The organism is Actinomadura napierensis, from assembly GCF_039529375.1.
GTDB classification, from domain to species: domain Bacteria; phylum Actinomycetota; class Actinomycetes; order Streptosporangiales; family Streptosporangiaceae; genus Spirillospora; species Spirillospora napierensis.
Genome location: NZ_BAAAMR010000074.1, coordinates 1 through 24436 on the forward strand (window position 1 = coordinate 1; position 24436 = coordinate 24436).

Genomic DNA, 24436 nt, shown 5'->3' on the forward strand with positions numbered 1-24436 from the left:
GCCGAGCCCGACCGACTGCGGCCCGCGGCCGGGCGAGCCGCGCCCGACCCGGACGGTGCCGCCGCGGCCGGTGCCGTCCGCGCCCCCGTCGGCGCGGCCGGCGCCTCCCGGGCAGACGGTGACGCCGTCGGCCGTCCCCTCGGCGCCCCGGAGGTAGCCGCCTGTCCACGATGAGCGCCCAGGAGATCCGCGGAGCGGAGATCACGTTCGACGAGTTCGTGACCGCCACCGCGGGCCGGCTGCTGCGCACCGCCGCGTTCCTGGTCTACGACCGCCACCTCGCCGAGGACCTGCTGCAGACCGCCTACGAGCGGGTCGCCCGGAAATGGAAGCGGGTGTCGTCCGGCAACCCGGAGGCGTACGCGCGCCGGGTGCTGGTCAACCTCGCCATCGACGAGAACAAGCGGCGCGCCCGCCGGCGGGACACCCCGGTCGGGTCGGTGGCGGACGTGGAGCGCCTCGCCGGGCCGTCCCCGGCCCCGGGGGCCGCCGGGGGAGACCTGGACGAGGTGCTCCGCGCGCTGCCCGCCAAGCAGCGCGCGGTGGTCGTGCTGCGCTACTGGTGCGACCTCGGGGAACAGGAGATCGCCGAGACGCTCGGGATCTCCCGGGGGACGGTGAAGAGCCATACCGCGCGGGCCATGGCGGCGCTGCGGGAGCACATGAAGGAGGGCCGGGCGTGAACGACGAGCTCGAAGCCCTGCTGCGCGACCACTACCGCGCGGCCGCCGACCAGATCACCGTGGGCCCCGGCACGGTCCGCAGGTTCCAGGAGGCGGGCCGGACGGCCCCCCTGCCGGAACGCAGCCGGTGGCGGTGGGCGTTCCCGGCGCTGGCGGCGGCGGTGACGGCGGCGGTCCTGGTGACGATCGCGGTGTTCCTGTGGCCCGGCGGCGGGACGCCGGCGAAGCCGCACCCGATGGCGCCGCCCGCCTCCCCGTCCCTCCCCGCGCCGGGGGTGCCGGTGCCGGGCCCGACGGAGGCCCCGGAGGCGCGGCCGTCGCCGTCGCGTCCCCCTGAGAACGGCGTCCCGCCCCAGAGCCGGAGTGCTCCGGGGGCGACGCGCCATCCGCAGGGCCGGCCCGGCCCGACCACGGCCACGCCCTCGCCCACCGGCACGGCCCCCTCGAACCGGCCCGTCCCGACGTCGAAGGCACCCGCGCCGACCCCGACGCGCTCCTGACGCCGCGCGCCCCCGGCCATGCGTCCGCCGGGGGTGCGCGTCGTTAAGGGTGAACGTGGGGTGGTGAATGCGGGAGGCCCGGGTCAGGTGGCGGGGTCGCCGAAGCACAGGCCCGGCAGGCTGCCCCAGCCGACCGTCTCCAGGACGGCGCGGACCTGCGGCGGCGTGCGGTCGAGCACGACGGGCGCGCCGCACACGCGGCTCCACGCGGCGTCGCCGAGCATGCAGATGCCACCGAGGTCGATGAAGTCGAGCCCGCCGAGGTCGAGATGGAACTCGCGGTCGGGCGGCAGCTCGGCCATCGCGGACTCCAGCGCCCGCGCGAACATCGCGTGCCGGGCGGCGTCCAGCTCGCCGGTGAGCGCGAGCCCGGCGGGGTCCGCCGTCCGGACGATCCTCAGCGGCTCCACGGGGCGGCTACCTGACGTGCAGCCGGACGAACGTGCCGTCCCACCCGGCCCGCAGCTCCATCAGGTCGACCAGCAGCCGCACCGTCCACAGCCCGAAGCCCTGCTGCAGCGCCGAGTCGGGCGGGATGAAGCCGGTGAGCGGGTCCGGCGCGGGGCGCCACAGCCCGTTGTCGCCGATCTCGCAGAGCAGCTTCGGGCCGTCCCGCCAGATCCACATCCCCACCGGGGGCAGCCCGTGCTGGAGCGCGTTCGCCGCGACCTCGTTCGCCGCGGTGACGAGGTTCTGCGAGGGCCGCTTGGCGAGCCCGTGCAGCAGCGCCCGCTCGGCGACGAACGAGCGCAGCGCGTGCAGGTCGTCGTCCTGGACGGCGAAGTACTCGGCGTCGGCCGGTCGGCCGAAGCGGCGGCTCCGGTCGCAGTGCGCGCCGAACGTCACCGGGTCGACGTAGTCGCCGCTGGTCATGGCCGGCCCGTCGGACAGCAGCACCGGGTGGGTGCGCCGCGCCTGCTCGACGATCCGGGGCGGCAGCGTCTCGCGGTCGTAGGGGCACAGCGCGCGGGCCCCGGAGTCCTTGAACACCTCGTTGATCAGCGACTCGTAGCGGATCCACTCCAGCGTCTGCCGCTCGTCCCAGCCCGCCCAGACCGGCTCGGCCAGCGCGCACACCGGGCGCGGCGCGAACTTGTTCACCAGCGCCTGGTAGTCGCGCAGGGTACGGACGGGATGCAGGTAGAAGCCGTCCGCGTCGACCCACTCGATGCCGTCGCCGTCCGAGAACAGGTCCCGCAGCGCCGACAGGTTCGGCTCCCGGACGACCGCGACCACGGCCTGCCCGGCCTCCAGCCCCGATCGCAGGAACGGCTCGGTCACCGCCAGGAAGTGGTCCGTGCCGCCGTACACGAACGCCCTGTGCTCCAAGCTCATCAGGCGATGCCTTCCGTCTCCGTGAACGCGCGTTCGCGGCCGCGTTCGAGACCGGGCAGCCGGTGCCAGCCGACCATCTCGATGACGTTCTCCACGTCGGCCGGCAGGTGGTCGAGCACCAGCGCCTCGTCGGCCGGCAGCCCGGTGGCCTGCTGCGCCAGCAGGTTCAGGCCGCCGAGGTCGATGAAGCCGAGGTCGGCGAAGTCGAGGTGGACGGGCCGCCGGGCCAGGCACACCTGCGCCAGCTTCTCGGCGAACACCTGGTGCCGGGCCGCGTCCAGCTCGCCCTCGACGCGCAGGCCGTTGGGCTCGAAGGTGCGGACTATCTTCAGGATCCCGTCGTCGAACTCGGGGTTCACTTCCACGAGGACCTCATGGGTGTCGCGCAGGGCGATCAGCTCGTCGTGCGGGCAGGCGTGCCGGTCGATCTGGCAGATCGCCATCGCCATGGTGCTGGGCGAGACGGCGTCGCCGACCCGGTGCTCGCAGCCGAGCATCTCGGCGATGTCCGAGCCCCCCGGCTCGCTGAGCAGCCAGCTGTAGTCGGTGGTCAGCCGGACGGCGCGGAAGCCCTCGCCGAACGCCGCGTCCACCTCCTGGCCGATCGTCTCCAGCATCCGGGCGGGCTCGAAGCCGCCCCGCCGGTCGAGGCAGGCGTCGCGGCGGGAGATCACCCGCAGCTGGCCCGTCCTGCTGTAGGCGTGCACGTCCACGCGGTGCCGCGGGCCGAGGCCGGGCAGGTGCTCGGCGGGGGCGTCGGTCACGTAGACGACCTTCTCGTTGGTGTCCAGCCCCTCCCGGACGAAGGGGCCGATGACCCGGTCGCGCTCCTCGAAGCCGCTGTAGGCCAGCCAGCTGTGGTCGCCGGGCCGGATGTCTTTGACGGGTCGCTTGGCGAACCAGGGTGTCTCCATGGCCTGCCCATCGAGGTCGGTGCGGATTGGTTCAGCGTACGCCCCTGGGAGGGCTTTGGAAGCCCAACGCATCGAGTTCCTCACCCTCCGTTCACCCGCTCCCCGTTGAGCAGGGCCGGTACGGCGGGCAGCCGCAGCCGCAGCCGCACCGTGGTCCCGCCGGGTCCGGTGCGGATCTGGACGATCGTGCACAGCAGCCGCACCGCCCACAGCCCGAACCGGCCGCCGGACCCGGTGCCGGACGGGCGCGGCGGGACGAGCCCGTAGGCGGAGCCGGAGGCCCAGCGGCCCCGGTCGGCGACCTCGCACACCAGGGCCGGGTCGGCGCCGGGCGCCTCGGTCCACATCCGCAGCGTGATCGGGGGCGCGCCGTGCCGGTGCGCGTTCGTGAGGACCTCGGTGACCGCGACCAGCAGCCGCTGCAGGTCCTCCTCGGGCAGCGGCGTGCGGCGCGCGTAGTCGGTGACGTACGCGCGCAGCCAGTACAGGTCGGGAAGGCCGAGCTCCAGCTCGTCGGCGTCCTCGGGCGGCGGCGGGAGCGGCTCGCCGTCGCACCGCGCGCTGTAGGCCCACGGGTCCATGTAGAGCGGGTTGGCCATGGACCTGGCGCCGCGCACCGTCTCGGGGTGGGTGCGGCGCCCGGCGGCGACCACGCCCGCGGGCAGCGACGAGGAGTAGGGGCACATGATGGCGGCGCCGGTGCCGCGGAAGGCGATGTTCAGCATCGCCTCGACCCGCTGCCACTCCAGCACCTCCAGCGGCGGGCGCGACGCCCACACCACCGGCTCGCCGAGGATGCGCAGCCGGCGGCCCCGCCACGCGGTGGCGTCGGCGTCGCTCAGGCAGTCGGCGAGGGTCCGCGCGGGGTGGGAGTACCAGGTCGCGGACTCGACGAACTCGACGTCTCCGGCGGCCGGGCCGAGCGCCTCGCGCAGCAGCATCTCGCGGGCGACCCCGCAGACGGCCATGACGCGGTCGCCCGCCTCGGCGCCGTCCCGCAGGAAGGGCAGGGCCCCGCCGAGGAAGTCGTCCACCCCGTCGTACGGCAGCACGCAATGGGTGAAGGATTCGCTCACGGCGGCCCCAGGTTCGTCTTCGTTCCCGGCGTTCCCCGCCTGCCGCGGCGCCGGCAGACCCATCAAGGGTAGGCCGCGCGCCCGCCGCCGCGCCGATCCGGTGACGCAAATACCGCGCCGGGTTTTTCACATAGTGCGACGAGGTGAGGGCCGGGGGCGGCGGTAGAGGACGGCGCGCATGCCCGGGGCGAGGGCGGCGATTATTTCATCGGCCGTCATCGACGCCATGGGTTCCAGCGCGAAGATGTACCGGCTGAAGATCACTCCGGCGAGCTGGGCATTGAACGCGGCGGCGCGGTGGCCCGCGTCCGGCCCGCCCACGTGCTCGGCGGTCCGGTCGATCATCTCGCGGCCCAGGACGTCCCGCAGCAGCCTGGTCAGCTCGGCGTCCTGTGTCGCCGCGCGGACCATGACCATCAGCGGCCGGCCGCGCTCGGGGTCGTCCCAGGTCCCGAGCATCGCGCGCAGGACGCGTTCGGGCAGCGTGGCGGGGTCGCCGGGGAGCGCGGAGGCCAGCACGTCGGGCGGGTTGGCCAGCAGCCCGAGCACGGCGCCGAACAGCCCCTTCTTGGAGCCGAAGAAGTAGCTGATCAGCGCGGCGTCCACGTCCGCCTCGGCGGCGATGGAGCGCAGCGTGACCTTCGCGTAGCCGTCGGCGAGGAAGCGGCGGCGGGCGACCGCGAGGATCTGCGCGCGGGTGTCGGGGCTGCCGCGCCGGCGCCCGCGCCCGGTGCGCCCGGGCGCCGGCCCGGATTTATTCATCATGGTTGAAATGTAGTGGCCGCGGAGGCCAGATTCGAGGTGTCACAGCGAAGAGGATCCGACCCCAGGAGGCTTCGATGGCCACCACCGAACCGGCGACCGGAGGGCAGGTCCACCGGGCCGTGCTGCCGGCCGTCATGCTCGCCCTCGCCACCGTCGTGTCGGCGGTCGCGTCGCTCAACACCGCCATCCCGTCCATCGCCCGCGACACCCGCGCGACCCAGACCCAGCTCGCCTGGATCATCGACGCCTACGCGCTGGTGTTCGCGGCGCTGCTGCTGCTCGGCGGCGCGATCGGGGACCGGTACGGCCGCCGCCGCGCGCTCGCCGCCGGGCTCGTGGTCTTCGGCGCCGGGTCCGTCGCGGCGATGCTGGCGAGCGACCCGGAATGGCTGATCGCGATGCGCGGCGTCCTCGGCGTCGGCGCGGCGCTGGTGATGCCCGCGACGCTGTCCACGATCACCTCCACGTTCCCGCCGCAGCAGCGGACCCGCGCGGTCGGCGCCTGGGCCGGCGTCGCCGGGGCCAGCGCGATCTTCGGCCTGCTGGTCTCCGGCAGCCTGCTGGAGCAGTGGTCGTGGCGGTCGGTGTTCCTGCTGAACATCGTGCTCGCGGTGATCGCCCTCGTCGCGACGCTCGCGGTCGTCCCCGAGTCGGCCGAACCGGACGCGCCGCGGCTGGACGTCACCGGCGCGCTCATCACCGTCGTCGGGCTCGGCGCCGGCGTCTACTCGATCATCGAGGCGCCCACCGAGGGCTGGGCGAGCGCCCGCACGCTGATCGGCCTCGCCGCCGCCGTCGTCGTGCTCGCCGGGTTCGTCGGCTGGGAGATGACCCGGCGGAACCCGCTGCTGGACCCCCGGCTGTTCCGGCACCGCGCCTTCTCCGCCGGCACCCTGTCGATCACCGTGCAGTTCTTCGCCTTCTTCGGCTTCGTCTTCATCGTCCTGCAGTACCTGCAGCTGGTGAAGGGGCACGGCCCGCTGCTCGCCGCGACCTGCCTGCTGCCGATGGCCGCCGCGATGATGCCGTCCGCCCGCGGCATCGCGCCCCGCGCCGCCGCGAAGGTCGGGCCGCGCCGCGTCATCGTCGCCGGGCTGATCCTGGTCTCCGTCGGGCTGCTGGTGCTGTCGCTGCTGGACACCGGTACCAGCTACTGGGTGATGCTCGGCGGCCTCATCCCGCTCGGCGCCGGAATGGGCCTGGCGATGACGCCCGCCACCGCGTCCATCACCGACGCGCTCCCGCCGGAGAAGCAGGGCGTCGGCTCGGCGATGAACGACCTGGCCCGCGAGCTCGGCGGCGCCCTCGGCATCGCGGTGCTCGGCAGCCTCCTGCAGTCCGGCTACCGCTCGAACCTGGACACCTCGGCCCTGCCGGGGCCGGCCGCCGAGCAGGCCCGCACGTCGCTGGCCATGGCGGCGCACGCCGGACCGCAGGTGATGCGGCAGGCGCAGGCGGCCTTCGCGGACGGCCTGCACACCGCGCTGCTGTCGGCCGCGATCGTGCTGGCGGTCACCGCCGTGGTGGTCGGCGCCCTCTACCGCCGCCCCGACCAGGCGCCTGCGGCGGTGCACACCGGTCAGGAGGCCGCGGCGAAGGAAGCGGCGAATTGACGGCCCGCCGCCCGGACGAGGCGACGGCACGGAGAACGGACCCCCGCCAGGTGCGGGGGTCCGTTCCGCGTTCGCGGGCTCAGCCGGCCCAGTCGGTGATGCGCGCGTCGGCCCGGAACCGGAGCGCGGGGTCGGTGTAGCGGGCCTCCGGGACGGCGTACAGCGCCTCCACACCCGCCTGCTGCAGCGGGTACGAGGCGGCGAGTTCCGCCAGCTCGGCCGCCGACAGCGGCAGGGCGGCGCGCGACATCAGCAGGCCGACCTCGGCGATGACGCGCGGGTCGTCGGGGGACGGCGCGGGGGACAGGGCGGTCTCGGTCATGGTTCCTCCAGGGGTTCGGACGACTCGGACGACCCGGGCGGGCCGGGACGTCCTCGGGACGGCAGCGGACGCATGCCGGCGGTCAGGCGGCGACGAGGGCGGGGACGCGGCGGTGCCAGTCCGTGACCTGCTGGAAGGCGTCCGCCGCGCGCAGCACGCCGGCCTCTCCGAACGCCGGGCCGGCGAACTGGATCGACAGCGGCAGCCCGGCGACGGTGGCGCCCATGGGGGCGGCCAGCACGGGGTTGCCGACGCAGTCCCAGTACTGGGTGAAGATGGTGCGGAACAGGCCCTCGATGTCGATCCGGCCCGCGCCGTCGGTCAGGTCGTCGTAGCGCGGTGCGCCGATGGCCGCGGTGGGGCAGACGATCACGTCGAGGTCGTCGAACATCCGCGCCACCGCGTCCTGTGCGACCCGCCGCACCCGCTGCGCCTGCACGTAGTCGGCGCCGGTGACCAGCGCGCCGCGCGCCAGCATGAGACGGGTCGCCGCGAAGTAGTCGTCCCAGCGCCCCACCAGGTCGTTGCGGTGGTAGGCGAACGCCTCGGCGCACATCGTGACGAGGTTGGCGGTGAGCATCTCCGTCCAGTACGGCAACTCGGCGTCCACGAGCGTCGCGCCGAGCCCGGTGAGGGCGCCGAGCGCCGCGTCGAAGGCGGGGGCGAGCGCCGGGTCGGCCTCGTCCGGGAAGTGCCCGGCCCGGACGACCCCGATCCGCACCCCCTCCAGCGACCCGTCGAGCACCGGTCCGCCGTACGGCAGGTCGACGCTGTCGGGGTCGCTCTCGTGCGGCCCGGCGATGACGTCGAGGACGGCCGCGCAGTCGCGGGCGCTGCGCGCCAGCGGGCCGACGTGGTCGAGGCTGTAGCCGAGCGGCGCCACGCCCGACTTCGGCACCCGGCCGAAGGTCGGCATCAGCCCGGTGACGCCGCAGAACGCCGACGGGATGCGGATGCTGCCGGCCGTGTCGGTGCCGAGCCCGGCGAAGAACAGCCCGGCGGCGACGCCGTTGCCCGTCCCGGAGCTGGAGCCGCCCGGCCACGTCGCGGTGTCCCAGGGGTTGCGCGGCATCGGGAACGGCTTGGACGGGTCCGGCATCCCGCACGCGAACTCCATCGTGGTGACCTTGCCGGTGATCACCGCGCCCGCCGCCTTCAGCCGGGAGACCACCGGCGCGTCCCGGCCGGCCGCCCAGGCCGGGTCGAGGACCAGGCTCTGCGCCGTCGTCGGCCCCTCGGCCATCGCGATGATGTCCTTGACGCCGAACGGGACGCCCTGCAGCGGACCCCGGTCGGTCCCCTCGGCCAGCTCGCGGTCGGCGCGCCCGGCCTGCTCCAGCGCGTGGTCGTCGAACCGGGCCAGGTAGGTGCCGATCTCGCCGTCGTGCCGGTCGGCCGCGGCCAGGGCGTCCTCGGTCAGCCGGACGCTCGTCACCGCGCCGGCGCGCAGCGCCTCGGCGGCCTCGGTCAGGGTCAGGGGTGTCTCCATGGTTCTCCTTCGGAAGGGCATGCCGCGGGGACGTCCGGACGGCGGGGGCCGTGCGGACGCCGGATCGGCGAGGTGAGGGGCGGTCAGCGGTGCGCGTCAGCGATGCGCGGTCACGGGACGCGGGAGACCAACTGGAAGCGGTCCGCCCGCAGGTGGATGTGGGCGAGGTCGAACGGCCGCCCGCCGGGGTCGCGGATGACCTGCTCCAGGGTCACGACGGGAGCGCCCTCGGCCAGGCCGAGCGGCCCGGCCGTGGCGGCGTCGGCGGGCAGGCAGCCGAGCACGAACTCCGACGCGCCGACGGTCAGGCCCGCCTCGGCGAGCAGCGCGTACCAGTCCGAGACGAACGGCATCGCCCCGAGCCGCTCGGCCTCCGGGAACAGCACGTAGTTGGTCGCCATCGCCACCGGCTCCTCGCCGAGGAGCGCGACGTACTCCAGCCGCAGGCAGGGCTCGCCCGCCCGGGCGCCGAGCCGCTCGGCGGCGACGGCCGGCAGCGCGATGACGGAACGGTCCAGGACGCGGGGGCGCATCCGCCGGTCGAAGACGCCGCCCGCGACGGGGGCGGCGGCGCCGTGCGCCTCGGCGAGCGGCGTGCGTACGGCCTCGCCGACGGCGTGCGTGCCGATGCCCTGCCGGCGGCTGACGAGCCCTTCCGCGCGCAGCAGTGCGAGCGCCTCGCGCACCGTCGCCCGGGTGACGCCGTGCGCGGCCATCAGTTCCGGCTCGCCGGGCAGCGACCCGCCGGGGTAGGCGCCCCGGAGGATCGCCGAACGCAGCAGGTCGCGCAGCCGCCGCACGTCCGCGCCGGCACGTGCGGCGGCGTGTGCGGGACGGCCGTCCGCCGGGCGCCGCCTGGTCGCCGTCATGGGACGCGACGTTAGGGAGCCGCCGTTGCCCCCGCATGTTCCGGTCGTTGCCGGCGTGTTACGTTCCACGACCGTCATCGCACCTCCCGCGCCCCGGCCTTGTTCACGTCCAGGACGTTAGGAAGGGCCCGTTGCGGGAGGATGTCGCCGCGATTGCGCCGCGTTACGCCATGCCGCGCGGCCGTCCCGGCGCCCCGGCCTGCGGGAACGCGGGGACGGCGCGGCGATTCGCCGAGTTGCGCCCGGCAACGCCGTCCTTGGGCCCGGGCGCCGGTAATCCGCTGACATGCCGACCACCGGGGACGCTAAGCTGAACGCGCTCCTTCACGGAGCACCGGCGGGCGTGGCGAAGTAGGCATACGCGGCAGGTTTAGGTCCTGTTGGTGGAGACACCGTGGGGGTTCGAGTCCCCCCGCCCGCACCCGTTCCGCCGCACCTGTTCCCCCGCCCGTCCGCCGCCGGGCCCGGCGGGGTCAGAGCGACAGGTCGCGGCGCAGCCGCTCGACGTGGCCGGTGGCCTTCACGTTGTAGTAGGCCTTCTCGATCTTCCCGTCGGTGTCGATGATGAACGTCGAGCGGATCACCCCGACGACGACCTTGCCGTACAGCTTCTTCTCGCCGTAGGCGCCGTACGCCTGCAGGACCTCGGCGTCCGGGTCGGACAGCAGCGGGAAGGCCAGGCCCTCCTTCTCGCGGAACTTCGCGAGCTTGGCGGGCTTGTCGGGGGAGACGCCGACGACGGCGACGCCCGCCGCCTCCAGCTCCGCCAGGCTGCTCTGGAAGTCGACGGACTCCTTGGTGCAGCCGGGGGTCATGGCCGCGGGGTAGAAGTAGAGGATCACCCGCCTGCCGCGGAACGAGGCCAGCGAGACCGGGGACGCGTCGGCGTCCGGAAGCTCGAAATCGGGGGCTGCATCGCCCGGCTCTAGCCGCTGTGACACCCTGTGCCGCCTTTCGCTCGGATGGTGGGTCCAACGGTACCGCTCGGGGTCCGCCGGACGCCCGGCGGGAAGACCTGCGACACTGTTCGGATCATGCTCCGCTCGATACCACTTCGCTGACACGACAAGGACAACGGCATGGCTGACCGCGACCCGGAGGCGCTGGAGCGGGAGATCGAGCGCACCCGCCAGGAACTCGCCCGCACGATCGACGAGCTCGCCGAGCGGGTCAACCCGAAGAACCTCGCGCACAAGGGCAGTGAGCGGATCAAGGAGGAGGCCGGGCAGCTCGTCCAGGCCGTGAACGCGATGGTGCGGCCGGAGGGCGAGGACGGCGAACCCGGCCGGCTCGACAGGCGCGTCGTGTACGCGGGCGCGGCCGCCGCGGTCACCCTGACCGCTTACGTCCTCTGGCGCCGTAAGCGCAAGCGCCGCTGAAACCGCCTCCGAAGGCGCCGGACCGCGACCCGCGGCCGGCGCTTTCGCGTTCGCGGGGCCCGATGGCCCGGGGACGGGGCGCCTGGAGGGCGGCGGTGCGCGCCGCCCGGGTGAGGAGGTCGGCGACGCGGCGCAGCTCGGCCAGCTCGGCCCGGCAGGGCGGGCAGCCGCGCAGGTGCGCCGAGAGCGCGTCGGCCTCGGGCCCGGCCAGCCGCCCGAGGGCGTAGACGCCGAGGCCGTACCGGTACTCGCCGCAGCCGGGTGCTTCCACGTCCACCAGTACGGCGGCGGGCGGCGGCCCGTTCAGCCGAGGTCGGGGGCGGTGGTGGTGAAGCGGGCCTCCACGGCGGCGCGGACGATCTGCACCTCCGGTTCCAGGTCGATCGGCTCCGGCTCTCCCGCGTCGCCGGGGGCGCGGCTGAACGCGCCCGCCAGCGCGACGGGCCCGGTCATGCCCTCGGCGCGTCCGAGGCCCTCGTCGGACAGCTCGACCAGCCCGGTGAGCCGGGCGCCGAGCGCGTCCGCGTACCGGCGGGCGCGCGCGACGGCCTCCTGCGCGGCCTGCTCGGCGGCCCGCCGGAAGACGACGCTGTCGCGGCGCAGGTCCCAGTCGGGGCCGTCCACGCGGGTGCGCTCCAGGTCGCCGAGCCGGGCGACCAGCTCGCCGAGCACGGTGAAGTCGGCGACCGTCACCTTGATCAGCACGGTGCCCTGGTAGGCGCGGACGTCGCCCTCGCGCCGCCGGTACTTGATCAGCGGGGTGATGACCAGCCCGCCGGTCTCCAGCTTCTCGACCGCCTCGCCGTAGGACCCGATCAGGTCGAGTGCGGCCCGGTTGCGTTCGGTGAGCCGGTCCAGCGCCTTGCGCCGGTCGGACTCCTGCGACTGGACCTGCACCGACAGCCGGGCGATCTCCGGCTCGGCCTCCAGCACCGCCTCGCCGCGCACACTGATGATCGGAGCGTCGCTCATACCGCCAACCTAGCCGCTGGCGGGACGGGCCACCCGGCTACAGGAAGGTCCGGCCCTCGCCCCGGTAGGTCGGGACGGTCCGGACGAACCGGTCGCCGTCGATCAGGTGCAGCTCGGCGAACCGCTCGCACAGTTCGCCGGCCTTGGTGTGCCGGAACCAGACCCGGTCGCCGATCCGCAGGTCGTCGGCGGCACGGCCGAGCAGCGGCGTCTGCACCTCGCCCGCGCCCTCGTTGGGGTCGAAGGACAGGCCGGCGGGCAGGTAGGGCCGGGGCAGCCGGACGTCGTCGGCGGGCCCGGAGGCGAGGTAGCCGCCGCCGAGGCAGGTCGCGACGCCGGGGCCGGGGCGGCGGACGACGGGCAGCGCGAACAGCGCGGCGGGCCGTCCGGTGAAGTTGGAGTAGTAGTCGAACAGGTGCGGCTGGTACAGCCCGGACCCGGCGGCGATCTCGGTGACGGCGCGCTCGGCGGCGGTCTTCTCCACGCTGCCGGTGCCGCCGCCGTTGACGAACTCCAGCTCGGTCAGCTCGCGGACGGCCCGGACGATCGCGGCGCGGCGCCGGGCCAGCTCCATCCGGGACCGCTGCTGCATCGCGCGGATCACCCGGCCGCGGGTGGGGCGTCCGGGCGGCAGGTCGCCCACGCCGGCGATCTGCGACTCGTAGGCCATCAGCCCGGCCAGGTGCAGGCCGGGGCGCTTGAGGATCCGCTCCGCGAACGCGGCGACGTCGGCGGGGGTGCGCAGCGGGGAGCGCAGCGCGCCGATCCGGACCCGTCCGGCGAGGGGGCGGTAGGAGGCGTCGATGTCGACGCAGACCCGGATGCGGGCGTCGCCGGCGGCGCCCTCGATCAGGTCGAGGTGCTCGGGGCAGTCGACCATCAGGGTGATCGCGCGGGCGGCGCCGGGGTCGGCGGCGAGGGCGGCGATCGCGGTGCGGTCGGCGGTCGGGTAGGCGACGAGGATGTCGTCGCCGACGCCCTCGGCGGCGAGCCAGAGCGCCTCGGGAAGGGTGAACGCCATGACGCCCGCGAAGCCGTCCATGGCGAGCGCCTCCTCCAGGAGGGCGCGGCACCGCACCGACTTGCTGGCGATCCTGATGGGCTTGCCGGCGGCGCGGCGCACCAGGTCGGCGGCGTTGGCGCGGAAGGCCGCGAGGTCGACGGCCGCGAACGGCGCCTCGAGGCCGGCGGTCGCGGCGTCGTAGCGGTCCCGGAGGTTCATGTCTGCCACACTGCCACAATAACGGTAAATGTGAAAAGCTCTCACATACCGTCAGGGGCCACTGTGCGGCGCGCTCACCCCTTGCGCGGATGCGCGTCGAAGAACTTCCACAGCATCTCACTCGCCTCGGACGGCCAGGCGTGCTTACCGCCCTGGATCTTGCAGAACGTCACCTCGACGCCCTTCGAGCCGTCGCCCGTCCCCTGGCAGTCGGTGTTGCCACTGAGCGCCTTCACGTCCTCGTGCGGCTTCGGCAGGTCGGCGACCTTGCGCCAGAAGTCCACCGCGTCCGAGACGGGCGGGAACGGCCGCTTGTCGTTGATGTCGCGGTTCCCGCCGCCGTTGAACGGGACGTTCTGGTCCGCCGTCCCGTGGAAGATCATCGCCGACACCGGGCGGGACGGGTCGCACTTGGTCACCAGCGACCCCTCGACCACCCCGATCGCGGCGACCTTGCCGGCCTTCTCGCAGGCCAGCTTGTACGCCATCCCCGCGCCGTTGGAGAACCCGGTGACGAACACCCGGTCCGGGTCGGCCAGCCCCGCGCCGGTCAGCTTGTCGATGAGCTTGCTCAGGAACCCGACGTCGTCGATGTGGCCGATCTTCGCGGCGCCGCAGCAGCTCCCCGCGTTCCAGGTCGTCATGAACCCGTCCGGGTAGGCGACCACGAACCCCTTGTCGTCGGAGATCTTGTCGAACCCGGTCAGCGACTCCATCTTGTTCATGTTGGCCAGGCCGCCGTGCAGTGCGATCACCAGTGCGGGCGCGTCGGCGGGCTTGCCGTCCTTCCACTTCCCGCCCGACACCTTGGACGGGATGTGCAGCAGGTATTCGCGGTGGCCGGGCGTACCTACGTCGAGCTTCTGCTTGTGCGTGCCCGCGCCCGTCGGGATGCCGTCGGCCGTCGCGGGCCGCTTCCCGCCCTTCTCGCCGCCGCCCTTGCCGCCGCCGCCCTTGCTCGTACAGCCCGCGAGGACGAGAGCGACCGCGAGCGCCAGCACCAGGATTCGCCGCATGCGTGCAAAAGTAACCTCAACGGCCGCCCTCAAACTACTCACTAGTAAGCAAGTCGGTTCCGGGACCGGAACGGCCGCGTGCGTCAGCGCGGGACCACCGAGGGTGACGCCGTGGCGCGGCACGGCCGCGCCACGGCCGGGCGCCGAGTAGGCTCGGAGCCCCGTATCCGCATGTGAGCTGGTGCTTCGCGGCGAGAGTGAGACCGAGACGTGGACCGAGCCGACCCGTACGTGCTGACCCTGTCGTGCCCCGACCGGCCGGGCATCGTCGCCGCCGTCTCCGGGCTGCTGGCCGAGCGCGGATGCAACATCGTGGAGAGCCAGCAGTTCGGCGACCCCGGGTCCGGCACCTTCTTCATGCGGGTCCAGTTCGCCGCCCTGCCGGACACCGACGCCGACGAGCTGCGCGGCGCGTTCGCGTCCCTGGTGCCCGAGCTCGGGCTGCAGTGGCGGCTGCACGACCTGTCCGAACGCCCGCGCGTGCTGATCATGGTGTCGAAGGGCGGGCACTGCCTGAACGACCTGCTCTACCGGCAGCGCTCCGGGCTGCTCGACATCGACGTCGCCGCGGTCGCCTCCAACCACCCCGACCTGCGGCCGCTCACCCAGTCGTACGGGATCGACTACCACCACCTGCCGGCCGGCCCCGGCGGGAAGGCCGCGCAGGAGGCGGAGATCCTCGCGCTGGTCGAGCACTACCGCGCCGACCTCGTCGTCCTGGCCCGGTACATGCAGATCCTCTCCGACGACTTCTGCGCCAAGCTGCCCGGCGCGATCATCAACATCCACCACTCGTTCCTGCCGAGCTTCAAGGGCGCCCGCCCCTACCACCGCGCGCACGAGCGCGGCGTCAAGCTGATCGGCGCCACCGCCCACTACGTCACCGCCGACCTGGACGAGGGGCCGATCATCGAGCAGGAGGTCGCCCGCGTCGACCACACCCACAGCCCCGAGGAGCTGGCGGCGGTCGGCCGCGACGTCGAATGCCTCGCGCTGGCCCGCGCCGTCCGCTGGCACGCCGAGCACCGAGTGCTCCTCAACGGGGACCGCACGGTCGTCTTCCGCTGACCCGCTGACCGACCCCTCGCCGCCTCTCGCCGACCCCTCGCCGGCCCCGCTGACCGATCGCGCAGGTGAAAGCGTGAGATGTCGGCATGGCGTGTTTCACTCCGCGTGACAATGCCTCACCATGAGTAGTGTCCGGACGTGCTCGTGGCTCACGGGGGTGGCTATGGCCGAGGCTCTGGTCAAGGACCTGATCGAGGAAGAGCGCAGCAGGCGGCAGGCGCGGCGCCTGGCCGTCCGCGAGTTCCGCCCGCGGCGCGCGCTCGCCGGGCTGGCGGCGGCGCTGCTGGTCACCGCCGCCGGCGGGATCGCCGCCATCGAACTGCTCGCCGCCGCGCTGCACTCCGGCGTCCACCCGGTACCGGGCATGGGCGCGCTCGTGCACGCGCTGCGGCACCGCCCGTGGCGCGACGGGCACGTCCGCGAGGTCGCCGCCGCGCTGGCCGGCTGCGGGCTGCTGCTCCTGCTCGCCGCGCTGCTCGGACGGCTGCGCGGCGTCCCGCTGGACGGCGCCGACCCGCGCCTGGCGGGCGTCGTCCGCCGCTCCGCGCTGCGCCGGGCCGCCGCGGAGGCGGCGCTGACCGTCCCGGGCATCGAACGCGCCCGGGCCCTCGGCCTCGGCGTGCTCCGGCGGCGGCTGGTCGTCCGCGCCGCCACGCAGTACCGCAATCCCGCGAACCTGGAGGAACTGGTGCACGCCGCGGTCACCGCGCGGCTCGACCGGATCGAGCCGATGCACCGTCCTCTGGTCGACGTCCGGCTGGGCTGGCGGAAGGACTGACGATGAGGATCCCGATCGCGGCGACCGGCGCCCTGCTGCTGCTGTGCGGCGCGTCCGCCCTCGCCCTCGGCGCGTCCGGCCTGGCCGGACGCCCGCCGCTCGACCCGGTGCTGGTGCGCTTCGCCGGCGGCGGCCCGTGGTTCCTGCCCGCCGCGGCCGGCGTCGCCGAGGTGCTGGCGCTCGCCGGCCAGCTGTGGCTGGTCGTGCAGGGCCGCACCGTCGTCCACCTGCGCTGGCCCGACCTCGACCCGCGGACCCGGGCGCACGCCCGCGCCGCCGCCGACGTCCTCGTCAAGGACGCCGAGGAGCTCCCGGACGTCCAGGACGTCCGGATCCGCCTCACCGGCACCGCCAACCGGCCCCGCCTCGTCATGCACGTGACGTGCGCGGGCGACGCGCTGCTCAGCGAGGTCTACGGCGAACTCGGCGCGGGGCCCATCGAGCGCTACCGCCGAGCCCTCGGCATGCCCGACCTGAAGGCGGTCGTCCGCTTCCGGCTGGCGTTCCCGCAGCAACCGAAGCGTCCGCGGCCGCGCAAGCCGCAGCCCGAGACCGCCTGACCCGGCGGGACACGGACCCCGTCCGGGGCGCCGGGCGGGGGTCGGCGCCCCGGACGGGGGCCCGCGCTCGGGCCGGCGCCCATGCGCCGCGGAGCGGTCGCATGCACACGATGGGCGCCCGCGCACAGGAAAGCCGCACAGGTCGGAGGCGTTGCACCCGTCACTATGCGCGATCTTCTGGTAACGGTCACGGTTGTGTACATTTCGTTCACGGCAGATCCGTAAGGAACGGCCGAGACGAAAGGTACGGGTGGGATGCGGCGTCCCGGATGGGCGGCGCCCGGACGCTGGAGCCTGGCCCGGCAGCTGCTGGCGCTGCAAGCGGCGATCGTCGCGCTGCTGGTGGCGGTCGGCGCGACCCTCGCCTACCTCGACGCGCGCCGCGCGACCGACGAGCGGGCGGCGCACACGGTGCGGGCGCTGGCCGAGAGCATCGCGGACGCGCCGGACGTGCGGGCCGCGGTGTCCGCGCCGTCCCCCACCCTGATCCTGCAGCCGTACGCCGAGCGGATCCGCCGCGACACCGGCGTCGACTTCATCACGATCATGAGCCCGGACGGCCTGCGCTACACCCACCCGAACCCGCGGCAGATCGGCGGGACCTTCATCGGGACCATCGCGCCCGCCCTCGCCGGGCACGCCTTCACCGAGACCTACACCGGCACGCTCGGCCCGTCGGTGCGGACCGTCGCGCCGGTGTTCGGGGACGGGCACCGGGTCGTGGCGCTCGTCGCGGTCGGCATCACCGTCCGGACGATCTCCGCCGAGCTGCGGCGCCGGCTGCTGGTCGTGGTCGGCGTCGCGGTCATGGTGCTGGCCATCGGCATCGGCGGGAGCTGCCTGGTGGCGGCCCGGCTGCGCCGCCAGACCCGCGGCGTCGCGCCCGGCGAGCTGCGGGAGATGTTCGAGTACTACGAGGCGATCCTGCACGCCGTCCGCGAGGGCCTGGTGCTGCTGGACCGCGGCGGCCGCGTCGTCCTGTGCAACGACGCGGCCCGCGAGCTGCTCGACCTGCCGCCGGACGGGCCGCGCGGCCGGCACGTCGGCGGCCTCGGGCTGCCGGACGAGCTGGTCGCCACGCTGACGTCGGCGGAGCCGCGCGCCGACGAGATCCACGTCGGGGACACCCGCGTCCTGGTCGTCAACACCTCGCCCGTCCGGTCCCGGGACCGGGCCATGGGCACCGTCGTGACGCTGCGCGACCACACCGAGCTGCAGGGGCTGACGGGCGAGCTCGACACGGTCCGCGGGTTCGCCGAGTCGCTGCGGTCGCAGGCGCACGAGGCCGCGAACCGGCTGCACACCGTGGTGTCGCTGGTGGAGCTCGGCCGCCCGGAGCAGGCCGTGGAGTTCGCGACCGCCGAGCTCGCGACGGCGCAGCGGCTCACCGACCGGGTCGTCGGGTCGGTCGCCGAGCCGGTGCTGGCGGCGCTGCTGCTCGGCAAGTCCGCGGAGGCCGCCGAGCGCGGCGTCGAGCTGGAGATCGCCGAGGACACCGCGATCGACGGCGTCGTCGAGGCCCGCGACCTGGTCACGATCCTCGGCAACCTGATCGACAACGCGGTGGACGCGGCGGTCGAGAACGCCGCCGTGCGCCCGCCGCGGGTGCGGGTGAGCGTCCGCCGCGACGGCGGACGGCTGGTGCTGCGGGTCGCCGACAGCGGCCCCGGCGTCGACCCCGCGGCCGTCCCGGAGATGTTCCGCCGCGGCTGGACGACCAAGTCGTCCGGCGGCCCGGTCGGGCACGGGCTCGGCCTCGCGCTGGTCGGCCGGGCCGTCCGCCGGCACGCCGGCACCGTGGAGGTCGGCGGCGACGGCGGCGACGACGGCGCGGTGTTCACCGTCCGGCTGCCCCTGGACGCCCGATGATCACGGTGCTGGTGGTCGAGGACGACCCGGTCGCGGCCGAGGCGCACCGCGCCTACGTCGAGCAGGTCGCCGGGTTCGCGGTCGCCGGCGTCGTGCACTCCGGGGCGGACGCGCTGCGGTTCTGCGAGCGGGCGCCCGTCGACGTCGTCCTGCTCGACTTCTACCTCCCCGACACCCACGGCCTCACCGTCTGCCGGGCGCTGCGCGCGGGCGGCAGCGAGGTCGACGTCATCGCGGTGACCTCCGCGCGGGACCTCGCGGTGATCCGCTCGGCCGTGTCGGTCGGCGTCGTGCAGTACCTGCTCAAGCCGTTCACGTTCGCCTCGCTGCGCGACAAGCTCGTCCGGTACGCCCGGTACCGGGAGCAGCTCGGCGGTCCGGGGAAGGTATCCGGCCAGGCCGACGTGGACGGCATGCTCGCGACCCTGCGCACCCCCGACCACCGGTCGCTGCCGAAGGGGATGAGCGGCGAGACCCTCCAGGCGATCACCGAGGTGCTGACCCGCGCGCCGGAGGGCGTGTCCGCCGCCGCGGCCGCCGACCTCACCGGCGTGTCCCGGGTCACGGCGCGCCGCTACCTGGAGTACCTTGCCGAGAACGGGCTCGCCACGCGCCGTCCCCACTACGGGCAGGTCGGCAGACCGGAGGTCCGCTTCTACCCGGGGTAGACGCGCAAGTCGCGGGGTACCTAAGGGACGAACGATCCGTCAGCGACATCGGGGGAGTTGTCGTGGGTGACCTGAACGACAAGGTGGACCGCAGGACCGCCGAGCCGGAGCGGGGGAACGAGCCGGGCGAGGCCCGCTCGGCCCGCACCGGGGAGGCCGCCGACGACGCCGGACGCGCGGGGGACCGGCCGCGGAAGGTCAAGCCGGGCGACGCCGCCCGCAAGATGCGCGCGATGTTCAAGGGCTAGCGCCCGCGGAGCGGGGGCCGGCGGCGCGTGCCGCCGCCCCCCGCTCCGCATGTAAAACCCGCTTGACCTGGCCGTTCGTCCGTCCTCGGCGGGTTTGACCCGGGCCCCGATGAGCATCAATGGCACATCGCCGACGCATCGGGGGGACACCGTGAGCCAGGACGACGGACACAGGGACGGCTCGGTCGCCACGCGGGACCGGTCCGACGACGGCATGCGCCGCGCCCGCGGCGGCGGGGCGAGCGAGCTCGTCACGCCCGGCGGCCGCACCGCGATCGCCGACGTCGTCGTCGCGAAGATCGCCAGCATGGCCGCCCGCGAGGTGGGCGGCGTGCACGAGATGGGCGCGGGCATGTCCCGCACGATCGGCTCGGTCAAGGAGCGCCTGCCGGGGGTCGCCGCCGACCCCACCCAGGGCGTCGGCGTCCAGGTGGGGGAGCGCCAGGCCGCCATCGACATCGACCTCGTGGTCGACTACGGTGCCTCGATCCCCGATCTCGCCAACGCCGTCCGCTCCAACGTGATCGGCCAGGTCGAGCACATGTGCGGCCTGGAGGTGGTCGAGGTCGACATCACCGTCGACGACATCCACCTTCCGGACGACGACCGCGCCGAGCCCGAGCAGCCCACGGGCCCCCGCGTGCTATGACCGCCCGCACCCGCCGCCCCACCAACGCGGGCCAGGAACCGGAGCCCGTCTCCCAAGGCACCACGCCACCCTCCGCCGACCGGCCCGGCCAACGCCCACCGCACCCACCTGGCGGGCCCGCCGACGCAGAGACCGCGCAGGGCACCCGCCGCGCCGGCAGGTCCGCGGCTTCAGGTTCCGGGCGCCCGACGCCGCAGGGATCTGACCGGCCCACCGGTGCGGAGTCCGAGCGCGAGCCCGCGCAGGGCACCCGCCGTGCCGCTGGGCCGCGGCCGGTGCCTGGTGCGTCAGAGGCCGGGGGCCGGGGTGGGCAGCGGCCGCCTCGGGGGTCTGGTCGGCCTGCCGGGGCCGAGGCCGAGCGGGAGGGCGTGCGGGGGGCTCGCCTTGCTGTCGTGCCGGGTTCCGGGGAGCGGGGCGGGGGGCGTGCGGGCGGGCGTTTCGGCGGTGGCGGGGACGGGCTGGTGGAGCGGGTCGCGGAGGCCGCGGCCGGGTGCCGGTGCGTGGCGGGGCTGACGGCCGGGCCATGGGCGCGGATCGTGACGTACCGGGCGGGACTGCCCTTCGCGGGGGTGGTCGTGCGGGACGCGGAGATCGAGGTCGGGGTGGTGGCCGAAGCGGAGCGTCCGTTCGCGGAGACGGCCGAGGACGTGCGGCGGGCGGTGCGCCCGCTGGCCGGGGAGCGTCCGGTGCACGTGCTGATCGGGGACATCGCCGAAGGGGGAGCGAAGTGATTCCGTTGTGGCCGCTGGTGGGGCTGGCGTTCGGGGCGGCGCTCGGGTTCGCGGGCGCCTTCGGCGGTTTCGGCGCGTTCTTCATCGTGCTGTTCCTCGGCTGCCTGGGGTTCCTGACCGGGCGGGCGGTCGAGGGGCGGCTCGACATCCGCGAGCTGTTCTCGTTCAACCAGGACAGGCGGCCGCGATGACGGCGACCGAGCGGGGCCGCACGACGATCAGCGACCGGGCCGTGGCGCGCATCGTGGCGAAGGCTGCGCAGGAGACGGCCGGGACCGGCGGGCTCGGCCGGTCGGTGCTCGGGGTGGGGATGCCGGGACGCCGCGCGGCCCGCACCGACGTGCACGTGAACGGCGAGGTCGTCACGGCGAAGGTGGCGCTGTCGGTGGCGTACCCGATGCCGGTGCGGGACGTGGCGCGGCAGGTCCGCGAGAGCGTGCGGGATCGAGTGGAGGCGATGACGGGCCTCACCGTCCGGCAGGTGGACGTGGACGTGGCCGAGCTGGAGCGATCCGGCGGGAGGACGGTCTCGTGATCGCGCATGTGGGGCGGCGGGCGCCGGCGCCGCGGGCGCGGACGTCCGGCGAGCGGCGGGCCGACCGGGCGGCGCGGCACGCGTTCCGGTCGCGGCGGGTGCCGGTCGGGACGGTGGCGGCGCTGCTGCTGACCGCGGCGTCGGTGATCGGCGCGATCGACGTCATCGCCGCCATGACGGGCGCGTCCCTGCGCGTCTTCGCCTACCGCGAGCTGATCGACGTGCGGTGGGACGGCTGGATCACCCGGGGCATCTGCATCGGGCTGGGCCTGGTCGGCCTGATGTTCCTGCTGGCCGGGCTGCTGCCGGGGCGGTCGCGGATCGTGCCGCTGCACGGCAGCCGGCCGGAGGTGATGATGGGCGTCAGCCGGCGCGGGCTGCGCAGCGCCGTCGCGGCGGCGGCCGGGGACGCGGCGGGGGTGTCGCGCGTCCGGCGGGTGCGGCTGGGAGCCACGCGGGTGAAGGTCGTCGCGGAGACGCCGGCGCACGATCCGCAGGGGTTGGACGAAGGGGTCGCGGACGCGGTGCGCGAGTGCCTGGAGCGGATCCGGCCGCTGCCCGCCCGCAGCGTAAAGGTGCGGATGAAGCGTAAGGAGGCCTAGATGAACCGGCGTCCCGCTCATCTCAACCGGACGGGCTTGGTCGTGGTCGGGGCACTGATGGTCGCCGCGGGCGGCGCGGGGTTCGCGCGGGGACTCGGGGTGTTCGGGGACGACCGGGCGACGGGCCCGGTGTTCAGCACCACCGTTCGGCGGTACGCGAACGACCACGGCTGGTTCTGGCCCGCGGTGGTCGCTCTGCTGATCGTGCTGGCGCTGCTCGGGCTGGCTTGGCTGCTCGCGCAGGGCCGGTCGGGGCGGCTGCCGGGCCTGGTGATGGAGCCGGACCCGTCCGGCGGGCGGACGCGCCTGTCGGGGCGGGCGGTGACGGGCGCGCTGGAGTCGGAGGTCCGCGAGTACCCGGGGGTGCGGTCGGTGCGGGCCCGGCTGCTCGGCTCGTCGAGGCGGCCGGAGCTGCGGCTGAACGTGGCGTACGGGCGGCGCGCGGATCCGGCGGAGCTGCGCCGCCGGATCGAGGAGGAGGGGATGCCGCGGCTGGCGGCGGCCCTCGGCCGCGACGCGGTGCCGGCGGTCGTGCGGCTGCGGCTGGTGCCCGGGGACCGGTCGGAGACGCTGCTCTGACCTTTGACGCCATCTTTGAGGCTCGTTGGGCATATGTCCCGAGTCGTCCGACTAGCGTGCTCAGTAGAACATGACGTCGAGGGATTGAGGAGGCTCGCTTGTCCGACCTGCCGGTTCCGGGCCGCTCCATCCAGGGGCCTTTCGACGCATGGAAGGAACAGACGGACCACGGCATGGGCCCCTCCCGCTGAGCGGCCCGAAGACCTGAGGGCGCGGCGCATTCGCCGCGCCCTCGGGTTTTTTCACCGGGGGTGGGTTGTGTTTTCCAACTCGCTCGTCCCATACTGATCAGTAAGTTGGAGAATCAAACGGAGGTGGTGGGTCATGCGCGACGCGGTGATCGTGGAGGCCGTGCGGACGCCGGTCGGCAAGGGCAAGCCGGGCGGGGCGCTGCACGCCGACCACCCGGCCGACCTGCTGGCGCGGACGCTGAAGACGCTGGTCGACCGGGCCGGCATCGACCCCGGGCTGGTCGACGACGTGGTCGGCGGCGTCGTCACCCAGGTCGCCGAGCAGGCCGTCAACATCACCCGGACCGCCGTCCTGGCCGCCGGGTTCCCCGAGACCGTGCCCGCCATGACCGTCGACCGGCAGTGCGGCTCGTCCCAGCAGGCCCTGCACATCGCCGCGCAGGGCGTGCGGAGCGGCGCGTACGACATCGCCGTCGCCTGCGGCGTCGAGTCGATGTCGCGGGTGCCGATGGGATCGAGCGTGCTGCCGGGCAGCGACCCGTTCGGCACGATGCTCAAGGAGCGCTACCCCGGCGGCCTGGTCGGGCAGGGCATCAGCGCCGAGCTCATCGCCGCGAAGTGGGACCTGTCCCGCGAGGAGCTCGACGCCTACGCCTACGAGTCGCACCGCCGCGCCGCCGAGGCGTGGAAGAACGGCGAGTTCGACCGCGAGGTCGCCTGGGCCGGGCAGCGCGACGAGACCGTCCGCCCCGGCACCTCACCGGAGGTCCTCGCCGGCCTGAAGCCCGCCTACTACGACGAGCGCATGGCGGCGCGCTTCCCGGAGATCGCCTGGAAGGTCACCGCCGGCAACGCGTCCCCGATCAACGACGGCGCCGCCGCCGTCCTGGTCATGGGCGCGGACGTCGCCGAGCGGCTCGGCCTGCGCCCCCGCGCCCGCTTCCACGCGTTCGCGGTCACCGGCGACGACCCGCTGCTCATGCTGACGGCGATCATCCCGGCGACGGAGAAGGTGCTGGCCAGAGGCGGCCTGACCCTGGACGACATCGACCTGTTCGAGGTGAACGAGGCGTTCTCGCCGGTGGTGCTCGCCTGGCAGCGCGAGACCGGCGCGGACCTCGCCCGCGTCAACGTCCGCGGCGGCGCGATCGCGATCGGCCACCCGCTCGGCGCGAGCGGCGCCCGCATCATGACCACGCTGCTGCACGCCCTGGAGGACCGCGGCGGACGGTACGGCCTGCAGACCATGTGCGAGGCCGGCGGCCTGGCCAACGCCACGGTCATCGAGCGGCTGTGACGCACGAGCCGCCCGGGACCGGCGGCTAGGCTTCCCGGTATGCCGAAGGACGCCCACCCCCGCGAGTGCTCCATCGCCGACACCCTCGACATCGTCGGCGAGCGCTGGAGCCTGCTCGCGATCCGGGAGCTCAGCTACGGGGTGCGGCGCTTCGACCAGATCGTCCGCAACACCGGGGCGGCCCGCGACATCCTCACGGCCCGGCTCCGCAAGCTCGAGGCGAACGGCATCGTCCGGCGCGAACGCTACAGCGACCACCCCGTCCGCCATGAGTACCACCTCACGGCGGCGGGGCGGGAGCTGTGCGACGTCCTGATCGTCCTGATGGCGTGGGGGGACCGGCACCTGCACCCCGACGACCCGCCCGTCCGCTGGCGGCACTCCTGCGGCGAGACCCTCAACCCCCTGGTGGTCTGCCGCCAGTGCGGCAACGAGGCCCGCCCCGGCGCCCACTCGCCCACCGGCCGAGGCGCCCTCACCGGCTGACCCGCGCCACCAGGCCGTCC

General features: G+C 74.5%; 31 protein-coding genes and 1 tRNA gene. 19 read left to right on the forward strand and 13 right to left on the reverse strand.

Going from position 1 to position 24436, the window contains the following annotated elements:
• The first annotated feature begins 170 nt into the window (after positions 1–170).
• Both ABD296_RS33035 and ABD296_RS33040 read left to right on the forward strand, forming a co-directional pair.
• The gene (locus tag ABD296_RS33035; RefSeq protein ID WP_344276293.1) at positions 171–683 is read left to right on the forward strand and encodes a SigE family RNA polymerase sigma factor; all 513 of its coding nucleotides are present in this window, start codon (positions 171–173) and stop codon (positions 681–683) included.
• On the forward strand, positions 680–1183 hold the full coding sequence (locus ABD296_RS33040; RefSeq protein ID WP_344276295.1) for a hypothetical protein: 504 nt from the start codon (positions 680–682) through the stop codon (positions 1181–1183). Before ABD296_RS33035 ends, ABD296_RS33040 begins: the two co-directional genes overlap by 4 nt.
• Before the next feature lie 83 nt (positions 1184–1266).
• On the opposite strand, the gene ABD296_RS33045 is transcribed toward ABD296_RS33040, so the two are convergent.
• The 5 genes from ABD296_RS33045 to ABD296_RS33065 form a co-directional block, all read right to left on the reverse strand.
• On the reverse strand, positions 1267–1593 hold the full coding sequence (locus ABD296_RS33045; protein WP_344276298.1) for an STAS domain-containing protein: 327 nt from the start codon (positions 1591–1593) through the stop codon (positions 1267–1269).
• 7 nt (positions 1594–1600) lie between these two features.
• Positions 1601–2518 (reverse strand): anti-sigma factor RsbA family regulatory protein, encoded by a 918-nt coding sequence (locus ABD296_RS33050; RefSeq protein ID WP_344276301.1) that lies wholly within the window; start codon positions 2516–2518, stop codon positions 1601–1603.
• The gene (locus ABD296_RS33055; RefSeq protein WP_344276304.1) at positions 2518–3432 is read right to left on the reverse strand and encodes an MEDS domain-containing protein; all 915 of its coding nucleotides are present in this window, start codon (positions 3430–3432) and stop codon (positions 2518–2520) included. The genes ABD296_RS33050 and ABD296_RS33055 overlap by 1 nt, the downstream gene beginning before the upstream one ends.
• An 80-nt stretch (positions 3433–3512) precedes the next feature.
• Positions 3513–4508: a sensor histidine kinase gene (locus tag ABD296_RS33060; protein ID WP_344276307.1), complete on the reverse strand. Its 996-nt coding sequence runs from the start codon at positions 4506–4508 to the stop codon at positions 3513–3515.
• Positions 4509–4634: 126 nt separating this feature from the next.
• On the reverse strand, positions 4635–5273 hold the full coding sequence (locus tag ABD296_RS33065; RefSeq protein WP_344276310.1) for a TetR/AcrR family transcriptional regulator: 639 nt from the start codon (positions 5271–5273) through the stop codon (positions 4635–4637).
• Positions 5274–5347: 74 nt separating this feature from the next.
• Here ABD296_RS33065 and ABD296_RS33070 point away from each other — a divergent pair, with 74 nt between their 5' ends.
• On the forward strand, positions 5348–6886 hold the full coding sequence (locus ABD296_RS33070; RefSeq protein ID WP_344276313.1) for an MFS transporter: 1539 nt from the start codon (positions 5348–5350) through the stop codon (positions 6884–6886).
• Between the two features lie 79 nt (positions 6887–6965).
• On the opposite strand, the gene ABD296_RS33075 is transcribed toward ABD296_RS33070, so the two are convergent.
• From ABD296_RS33075 to ABD296_RS33085, 3 genes are all read right to left on the reverse strand, one after another.
• Entirely contained in the window at positions 6966–7208 is a 243-nt protein-coding gene (locus ABD296_RS33075; RefSeq protein ID WP_344276316.1) for a hypothetical protein, read from the reverse strand.
• Positions 7209–7290: 82 nt separating this feature from the next.
• Positions 7291–8697, reverse strand: coding sequence for an amidase (locus tag ABD296_RS33080; RefSeq protein ID WP_344276319.1), 1407 nt, complete (start codon positions 8695–8697; stop codon positions 7291–7293).
• Between the two features lie 110 nt (positions 8698–8807).
• On the reverse strand, positions 8808–9566 hold the full coding sequence (locus ABD296_RS33085; RefSeq protein ID WP_344276322.1) for a GntR family transcriptional regulator: 759 nt from the start codon (positions 9564–9566) through the stop codon (positions 8808–8810).
• Positions 9567–9903: 337 nt separating this feature from the next.
• Here ABD296_RS33085 and ABD296_RS33090 point away from each other — a divergent pair.
• Positions 9904–9987: transfer RNA gene (locus ABD296_RS33090), tRNA-Leu, on the forward strand.
• 52 nt (positions 9988–10039) lie between these two features.
• Here ABD296_RS33090 and bcp read toward each other — a convergent pair.
• Complete coding sequence (gene bcp / locus ABD296_RS33095) at positions 10040–10507, reverse strand: thioredoxin-dependent thiol peroxidase (protein WP_344276325.1); 468 nt, start codon at positions 10505–10507, stop codon at positions 10040–10042.
• 138 nt (positions 10508–10645) lie between these two features.
• Here bcp and ABD296_RS33100 point away from each other — a divergent pair, with 138 nt between their 5' ends.
• Positions 10646–10945, forward strand: a complete 300-nt coding sequence (locus ABD296_RS33100) for a DUF3618 domain-containing protein (RefSeq protein ID WP_344276328.1) — start codon at positions 10646–10648, stop codon at positions 10943–10945.
• Here the strand turns inward: ABD296_RS33100 and ABD296_RS33105 are convergent.
• From ABD296_RS33105 to ABD296_RS33120, 4 genes are all read right to left on the reverse strand, one after another.
• Positions 10896–11216, reverse strand: coding sequence for a zf-HC2 domain-containing protein (locus ABD296_RS33105; RefSeq protein WP_344276331.1), 321 nt, complete (start codon positions 11214–11216; stop codon positions 10896–10898). The two genes, ABD296_RS33100 and ABD296_RS33105, sit on opposite strands and share 50 nt — an antisense overlap.
• A gap of 32 nt (positions 11217–11248) precedes the next feature.
• Positions 11249–11917, reverse strand: coding sequence for an SIMPL domain-containing protein (locus tag ABD296_RS33110; RefSeq protein ID WP_344276333.1), 669 nt, complete (start codon positions 11915–11917; stop codon positions 11249–11251).
• A gap of 37 nt (positions 11918–11954) precedes the next feature.
• Positions 11955–13139: an amino acid deaminase/aldolase gene (locus ABD296_RS33115; RefSeq protein WP_344276336.1), complete on the reverse strand. Its 1185-nt coding sequence runs from the start codon at positions 13137–13139 to the stop codon at positions 11955–11957.
• A gap of 74 nt (positions 13140–13213) precedes the next feature.
• Complete coding sequence (locus ABD296_RS33120; protein WP_344276338.1) at positions 13214–14155, reverse strand: alpha/beta hydrolase family esterase; 942 nt, start codon at positions 14153–14155, stop codon at positions 13214–13216.
• 210 nt (positions 14156–14365) lie between these two features.
• Between ABD296_RS33120 and purU the strand changes: the two genes are divergently transcribed.
• The 14 genes from purU (at position 14366) to ABD296_RS33190 (ending at position 24416) form a co-directional block, all read left to right on the forward strand.
• Positions 14366–15223 carry a formyltetrahydrofolate deformylase gene (gene purU, locus ABD296_RS33125; protein ID WP_344276340.1) on the forward strand — a complete coding sequence of 286 codons (858 nt, stop codon included), beginning with the start codon at positions 14366–14368 and terminating at the stop codon, positions 15221–15223.
• 163 nt (positions 15224–15386) lie between these two features.
• A complete protein-coding gene (locus tag ABD296_RS33130; RefSeq protein ID WP_344276343.1) occupies positions 15387–16001 on the forward strand; it encodes a DUF6286 domain-containing protein in 615 nt (204 codons plus the stop codon).
• A gap of 2 nt (positions 16002–16003) precedes the next feature.
• On the forward strand, positions 16004–16561 hold the full coding sequence (locus tag ABD296_RS33135; protein ID WP_344276346.1) for a hypothetical protein: 558 nt from the start codon (positions 16004–16006) through the stop codon (positions 16559–16561).
• Between the two features lie 255 nt (positions 16562–16816).
• Complete coding sequence (locus ABD296_RS33140; RefSeq protein ID WP_344276349.1) at positions 16817–18430, forward strand: sensor histidine kinase; 1614 nt, start codon at positions 16817–16819, stop codon at positions 18428–18430.
• Positions 18427–19098, forward strand: coding sequence for a response regulator (locus ABD296_RS33145; RefSeq protein WP_344276352.1), 672 nt, complete (start codon positions 18427–18429; stop codon positions 19096–19098). Before ABD296_RS33140 ends, ABD296_RS33145 begins: the two co-directional genes overlap by 4 nt.
• A gap of 62 nt (positions 19099–19160) precedes the next feature.
• Positions 19161–19346, forward strand: a complete 186-nt coding sequence (locus tag ABD296_RS33150) for a hypothetical protein (RefSeq protein ID WP_344276355.1) — start codon at positions 19161–19163, stop codon at positions 19344–19346.
• Positions 19347–19560: 214 nt separating this feature from the next.
• Positions 19561–19995 (forward strand): Asp23/Gls24 family envelope stress response protein, encoded by a 435-nt coding sequence (locus ABD296_RS33155; protein WP_344276444.1) that lies wholly within the window; start codon positions 19561–19563, stop codon positions 19993–19995.
• A 392-nt stretch (positions 19996–20387) separates the two neighbouring features.
• Positions 20388–20726 carry a hypothetical protein gene (locus ABD296_RS33160; RefSeq protein ID WP_344276358.1) on the forward strand — a complete coding sequence of 113 codons (339 nt, stop codon included), beginning with the start codon at positions 20388–20390 and terminating at the stop codon, positions 20724–20726.
• The gene (locus tag ABD296_RS33165; RefSeq protein ID WP_407061541.1) at positions 20723–20917 is read left to right on the forward strand and encodes a hypothetical protein; all 195 of its coding nucleotides are present in this window, start codon (positions 20723–20725) and stop codon (positions 20915–20917) included. Before ABD296_RS33160 ends, ABD296_RS33165 begins: the two co-directional genes overlap by 4 nt.
• A complete protein-coding gene (locus ABD296_RS33170) occupies positions 20914–21261 on the forward strand; it encodes an Asp23/Gls24 family envelope stress response protein (protein WP_344276361.1) in 348 nt (115 codons plus the stop codon). Before ABD296_RS33165 ends, ABD296_RS33170 begins: the two co-directional genes overlap by 4 nt.
• Entirely contained in the window at positions 21258–21863 is a 606-nt protein-coding gene (locus tag ABD296_RS33175) for a DUF6286 domain-containing protein (protein ID WP_344276364.1), read from the forward strand. Before ABD296_RS33170 ends, ABD296_RS33175 begins: the two co-directional genes overlap by 4 nt.
• On the forward strand, positions 21864–22442 hold the full coding sequence (locus tag ABD296_RS33180; RefSeq protein WP_344276367.1) for an Asp23/Gls24 family envelope stress response protein: 579 nt from the start codon (positions 21864–21866) through the stop codon (positions 22440–22442).
• 324 nt (positions 22443–22766) lie between these two features.
• Entirely contained in the window at positions 22767–23930 is a 1164-nt protein-coding gene (locus ABD296_RS33185) for a thiolase family protein (RefSeq protein WP_344276370.1), read from the forward strand.
• A 39-nt stretch (positions 23931–23969) separates the two neighbouring features.
• Positions 23970–24416, forward strand: a complete 447-nt coding sequence (locus tag ABD296_RS33190; RefSeq protein WP_344276373.1) for a winged helix-turn-helix transcriptional regulator — start codon at positions 23970–23972, stop codon at positions 24414–24416.
• The last annotated feature ends 20 nt before the right edge of the window (positions 24417–24436 follow it).

Bases quoted from the DNA above. Each gene is read 5' to 3' on its own strand.
- ABD296_RS33035 (WP_344276293.1), top strand. From the start codon at position 171: ATGAGCGCCCAGGAGATCCGCGGAGCGGAGATCACGTTCGACGAGTTC.
- ABD296_RS33050 (WP_344276301.1), bottom strand. From the start codon at position 2,518: ATGAGCTTGGAGCACAGGGCGTTCGTGTACGGCGGCACGGACCACTTC.
- ABD296_RS33055 (WP_344276304.1), bottom strand. From the start codon at position 3,432: ATGGAGACACCCTGGTTCGCCAAGCGACCCGTCAAAGACATCCGGCCC.
- ABD296_RS33065 (WP_344276310.1), bottom strand. From the start codon at position 5,273: ATGATGAATAAATCCGGGCCGGCGCCCGGGCGCACCGGGCGCGGGCGC.
- ABD296_RS33070 (WP_344276313.1), top strand. From the start codon at position 5,348: ATGGCCACCACCGAACCGGCGACCGGAGGGCAGGTCCACCGGGCCGTG.
- ABD296_RS33075 (WP_344276316.1), bottom strand. From the start codon at position 7,208: ATGACCGAGACCGCCCTGTCCCCCGCGCCGTCCCCCGACGACCCGCGC.
- ABD296_RS33080 (WP_344276319.1), bottom strand. From the start codon at position 8,697: ATGGAGACACCCCTGACCCTGACCGAGGCCGCCGAGGCGCTGCGCGCC.
- ABD296_RS33085 (WP_344276322.1), bottom strand. From the start codon at position 9,566: ATGACGGCGACCAGGCGGCGCCCGGCGGACGGCCGTCCCGCACACGCC.
- ABD296_RS33100 (WP_344276328.1), top strand. From the start codon at position 10,646: ATGGCTGACCGCGACCCGGAGGCGCTGGAGCGGGAGATCGAGCGCACC.
- ABD296_RS33110 (WP_344276333.1), bottom strand. From the start codon at position 11,917: ATGAGCGACGCTCCGATCATCAGTGTGCGCGGCGAGGCGGTGCTGGAG.
- ABD296_RS33115 (WP_344276336.1), bottom strand. From the start codon at position 13,139: ATGAACCTCCGGGACCGCTACGACGCCGCGACCGCCGGCCTCGAGGCG.
- ABD296_RS33120 (WP_344276338.1), bottom strand. From the start codon at position 14,155: ATGCGGCGAATCCTGGTGCTGGCGCTCGCGGTCGCTCTCGTCCTCGCG.
- ABD296_RS33130 (WP_344276343.1), top strand. From the start codon at position 15,387: ATGGCCGAGGCTCTGGTCAAGGACCTGATCGAGGAAGAGCGCAGCAGG.
- ABD296_RS33135 (WP_344276346.1), top strand. From the start codon at position 16,004: ATGAGGATCCCGATCGCGGCGACCGGCGCCCTGCTGCTGCTGTGCGGC.
- ABD296_RS33140 (WP_344276349.1), top strand. From the start codon at position 16,817: ATGCGGCGTCCCGGATGGGCGGCGCCCGGACGCTGGAGCCTGGCCCGG.
- ABD296_RS33145 (WP_344276352.1), top strand. From the start codon at position 18,427: ATGATCACGGTGCTGGTGGTCGAGGACGACCCGGTCGCGGCCGAGGCG.
- ABD296_RS33155 (WP_344276444.1), top strand. From the start codon at position 19,561: ATGCGCCGCGCCCGCGGCGGCGGGGCGAGCGAGCTCGTCACGCCCGGC.
- ABD296_RS33170 (WP_344276361.1), top strand. From the start codon at position 20,914: ATGACGGCGACCGAGCGGGGCCGCACGACGATCAGCGACCGGGCCGTG.
- ABD296_RS33180 (WP_344276367.1), top strand. From the start codon at position 21,864: ATGAACCGGCGTCCCGCTCATCTCAACCGGACGGGCTTGGTCGTGGTC.
- ABD296_RS33185 (WP_344276370.1), top strand. From the start codon at position 22,767: ATGCGCGACGCGGTGATCGTGGAGGCCGTGCGGACGCCGGTCGGCAAG.
- ABD296_RS33190 (WP_344276373.1), top strand. From the start codon at position 23,970: ATGCCGAAGGACGCCCACCCCCGCGAGTGCTCCATCGCCGACACCCTC.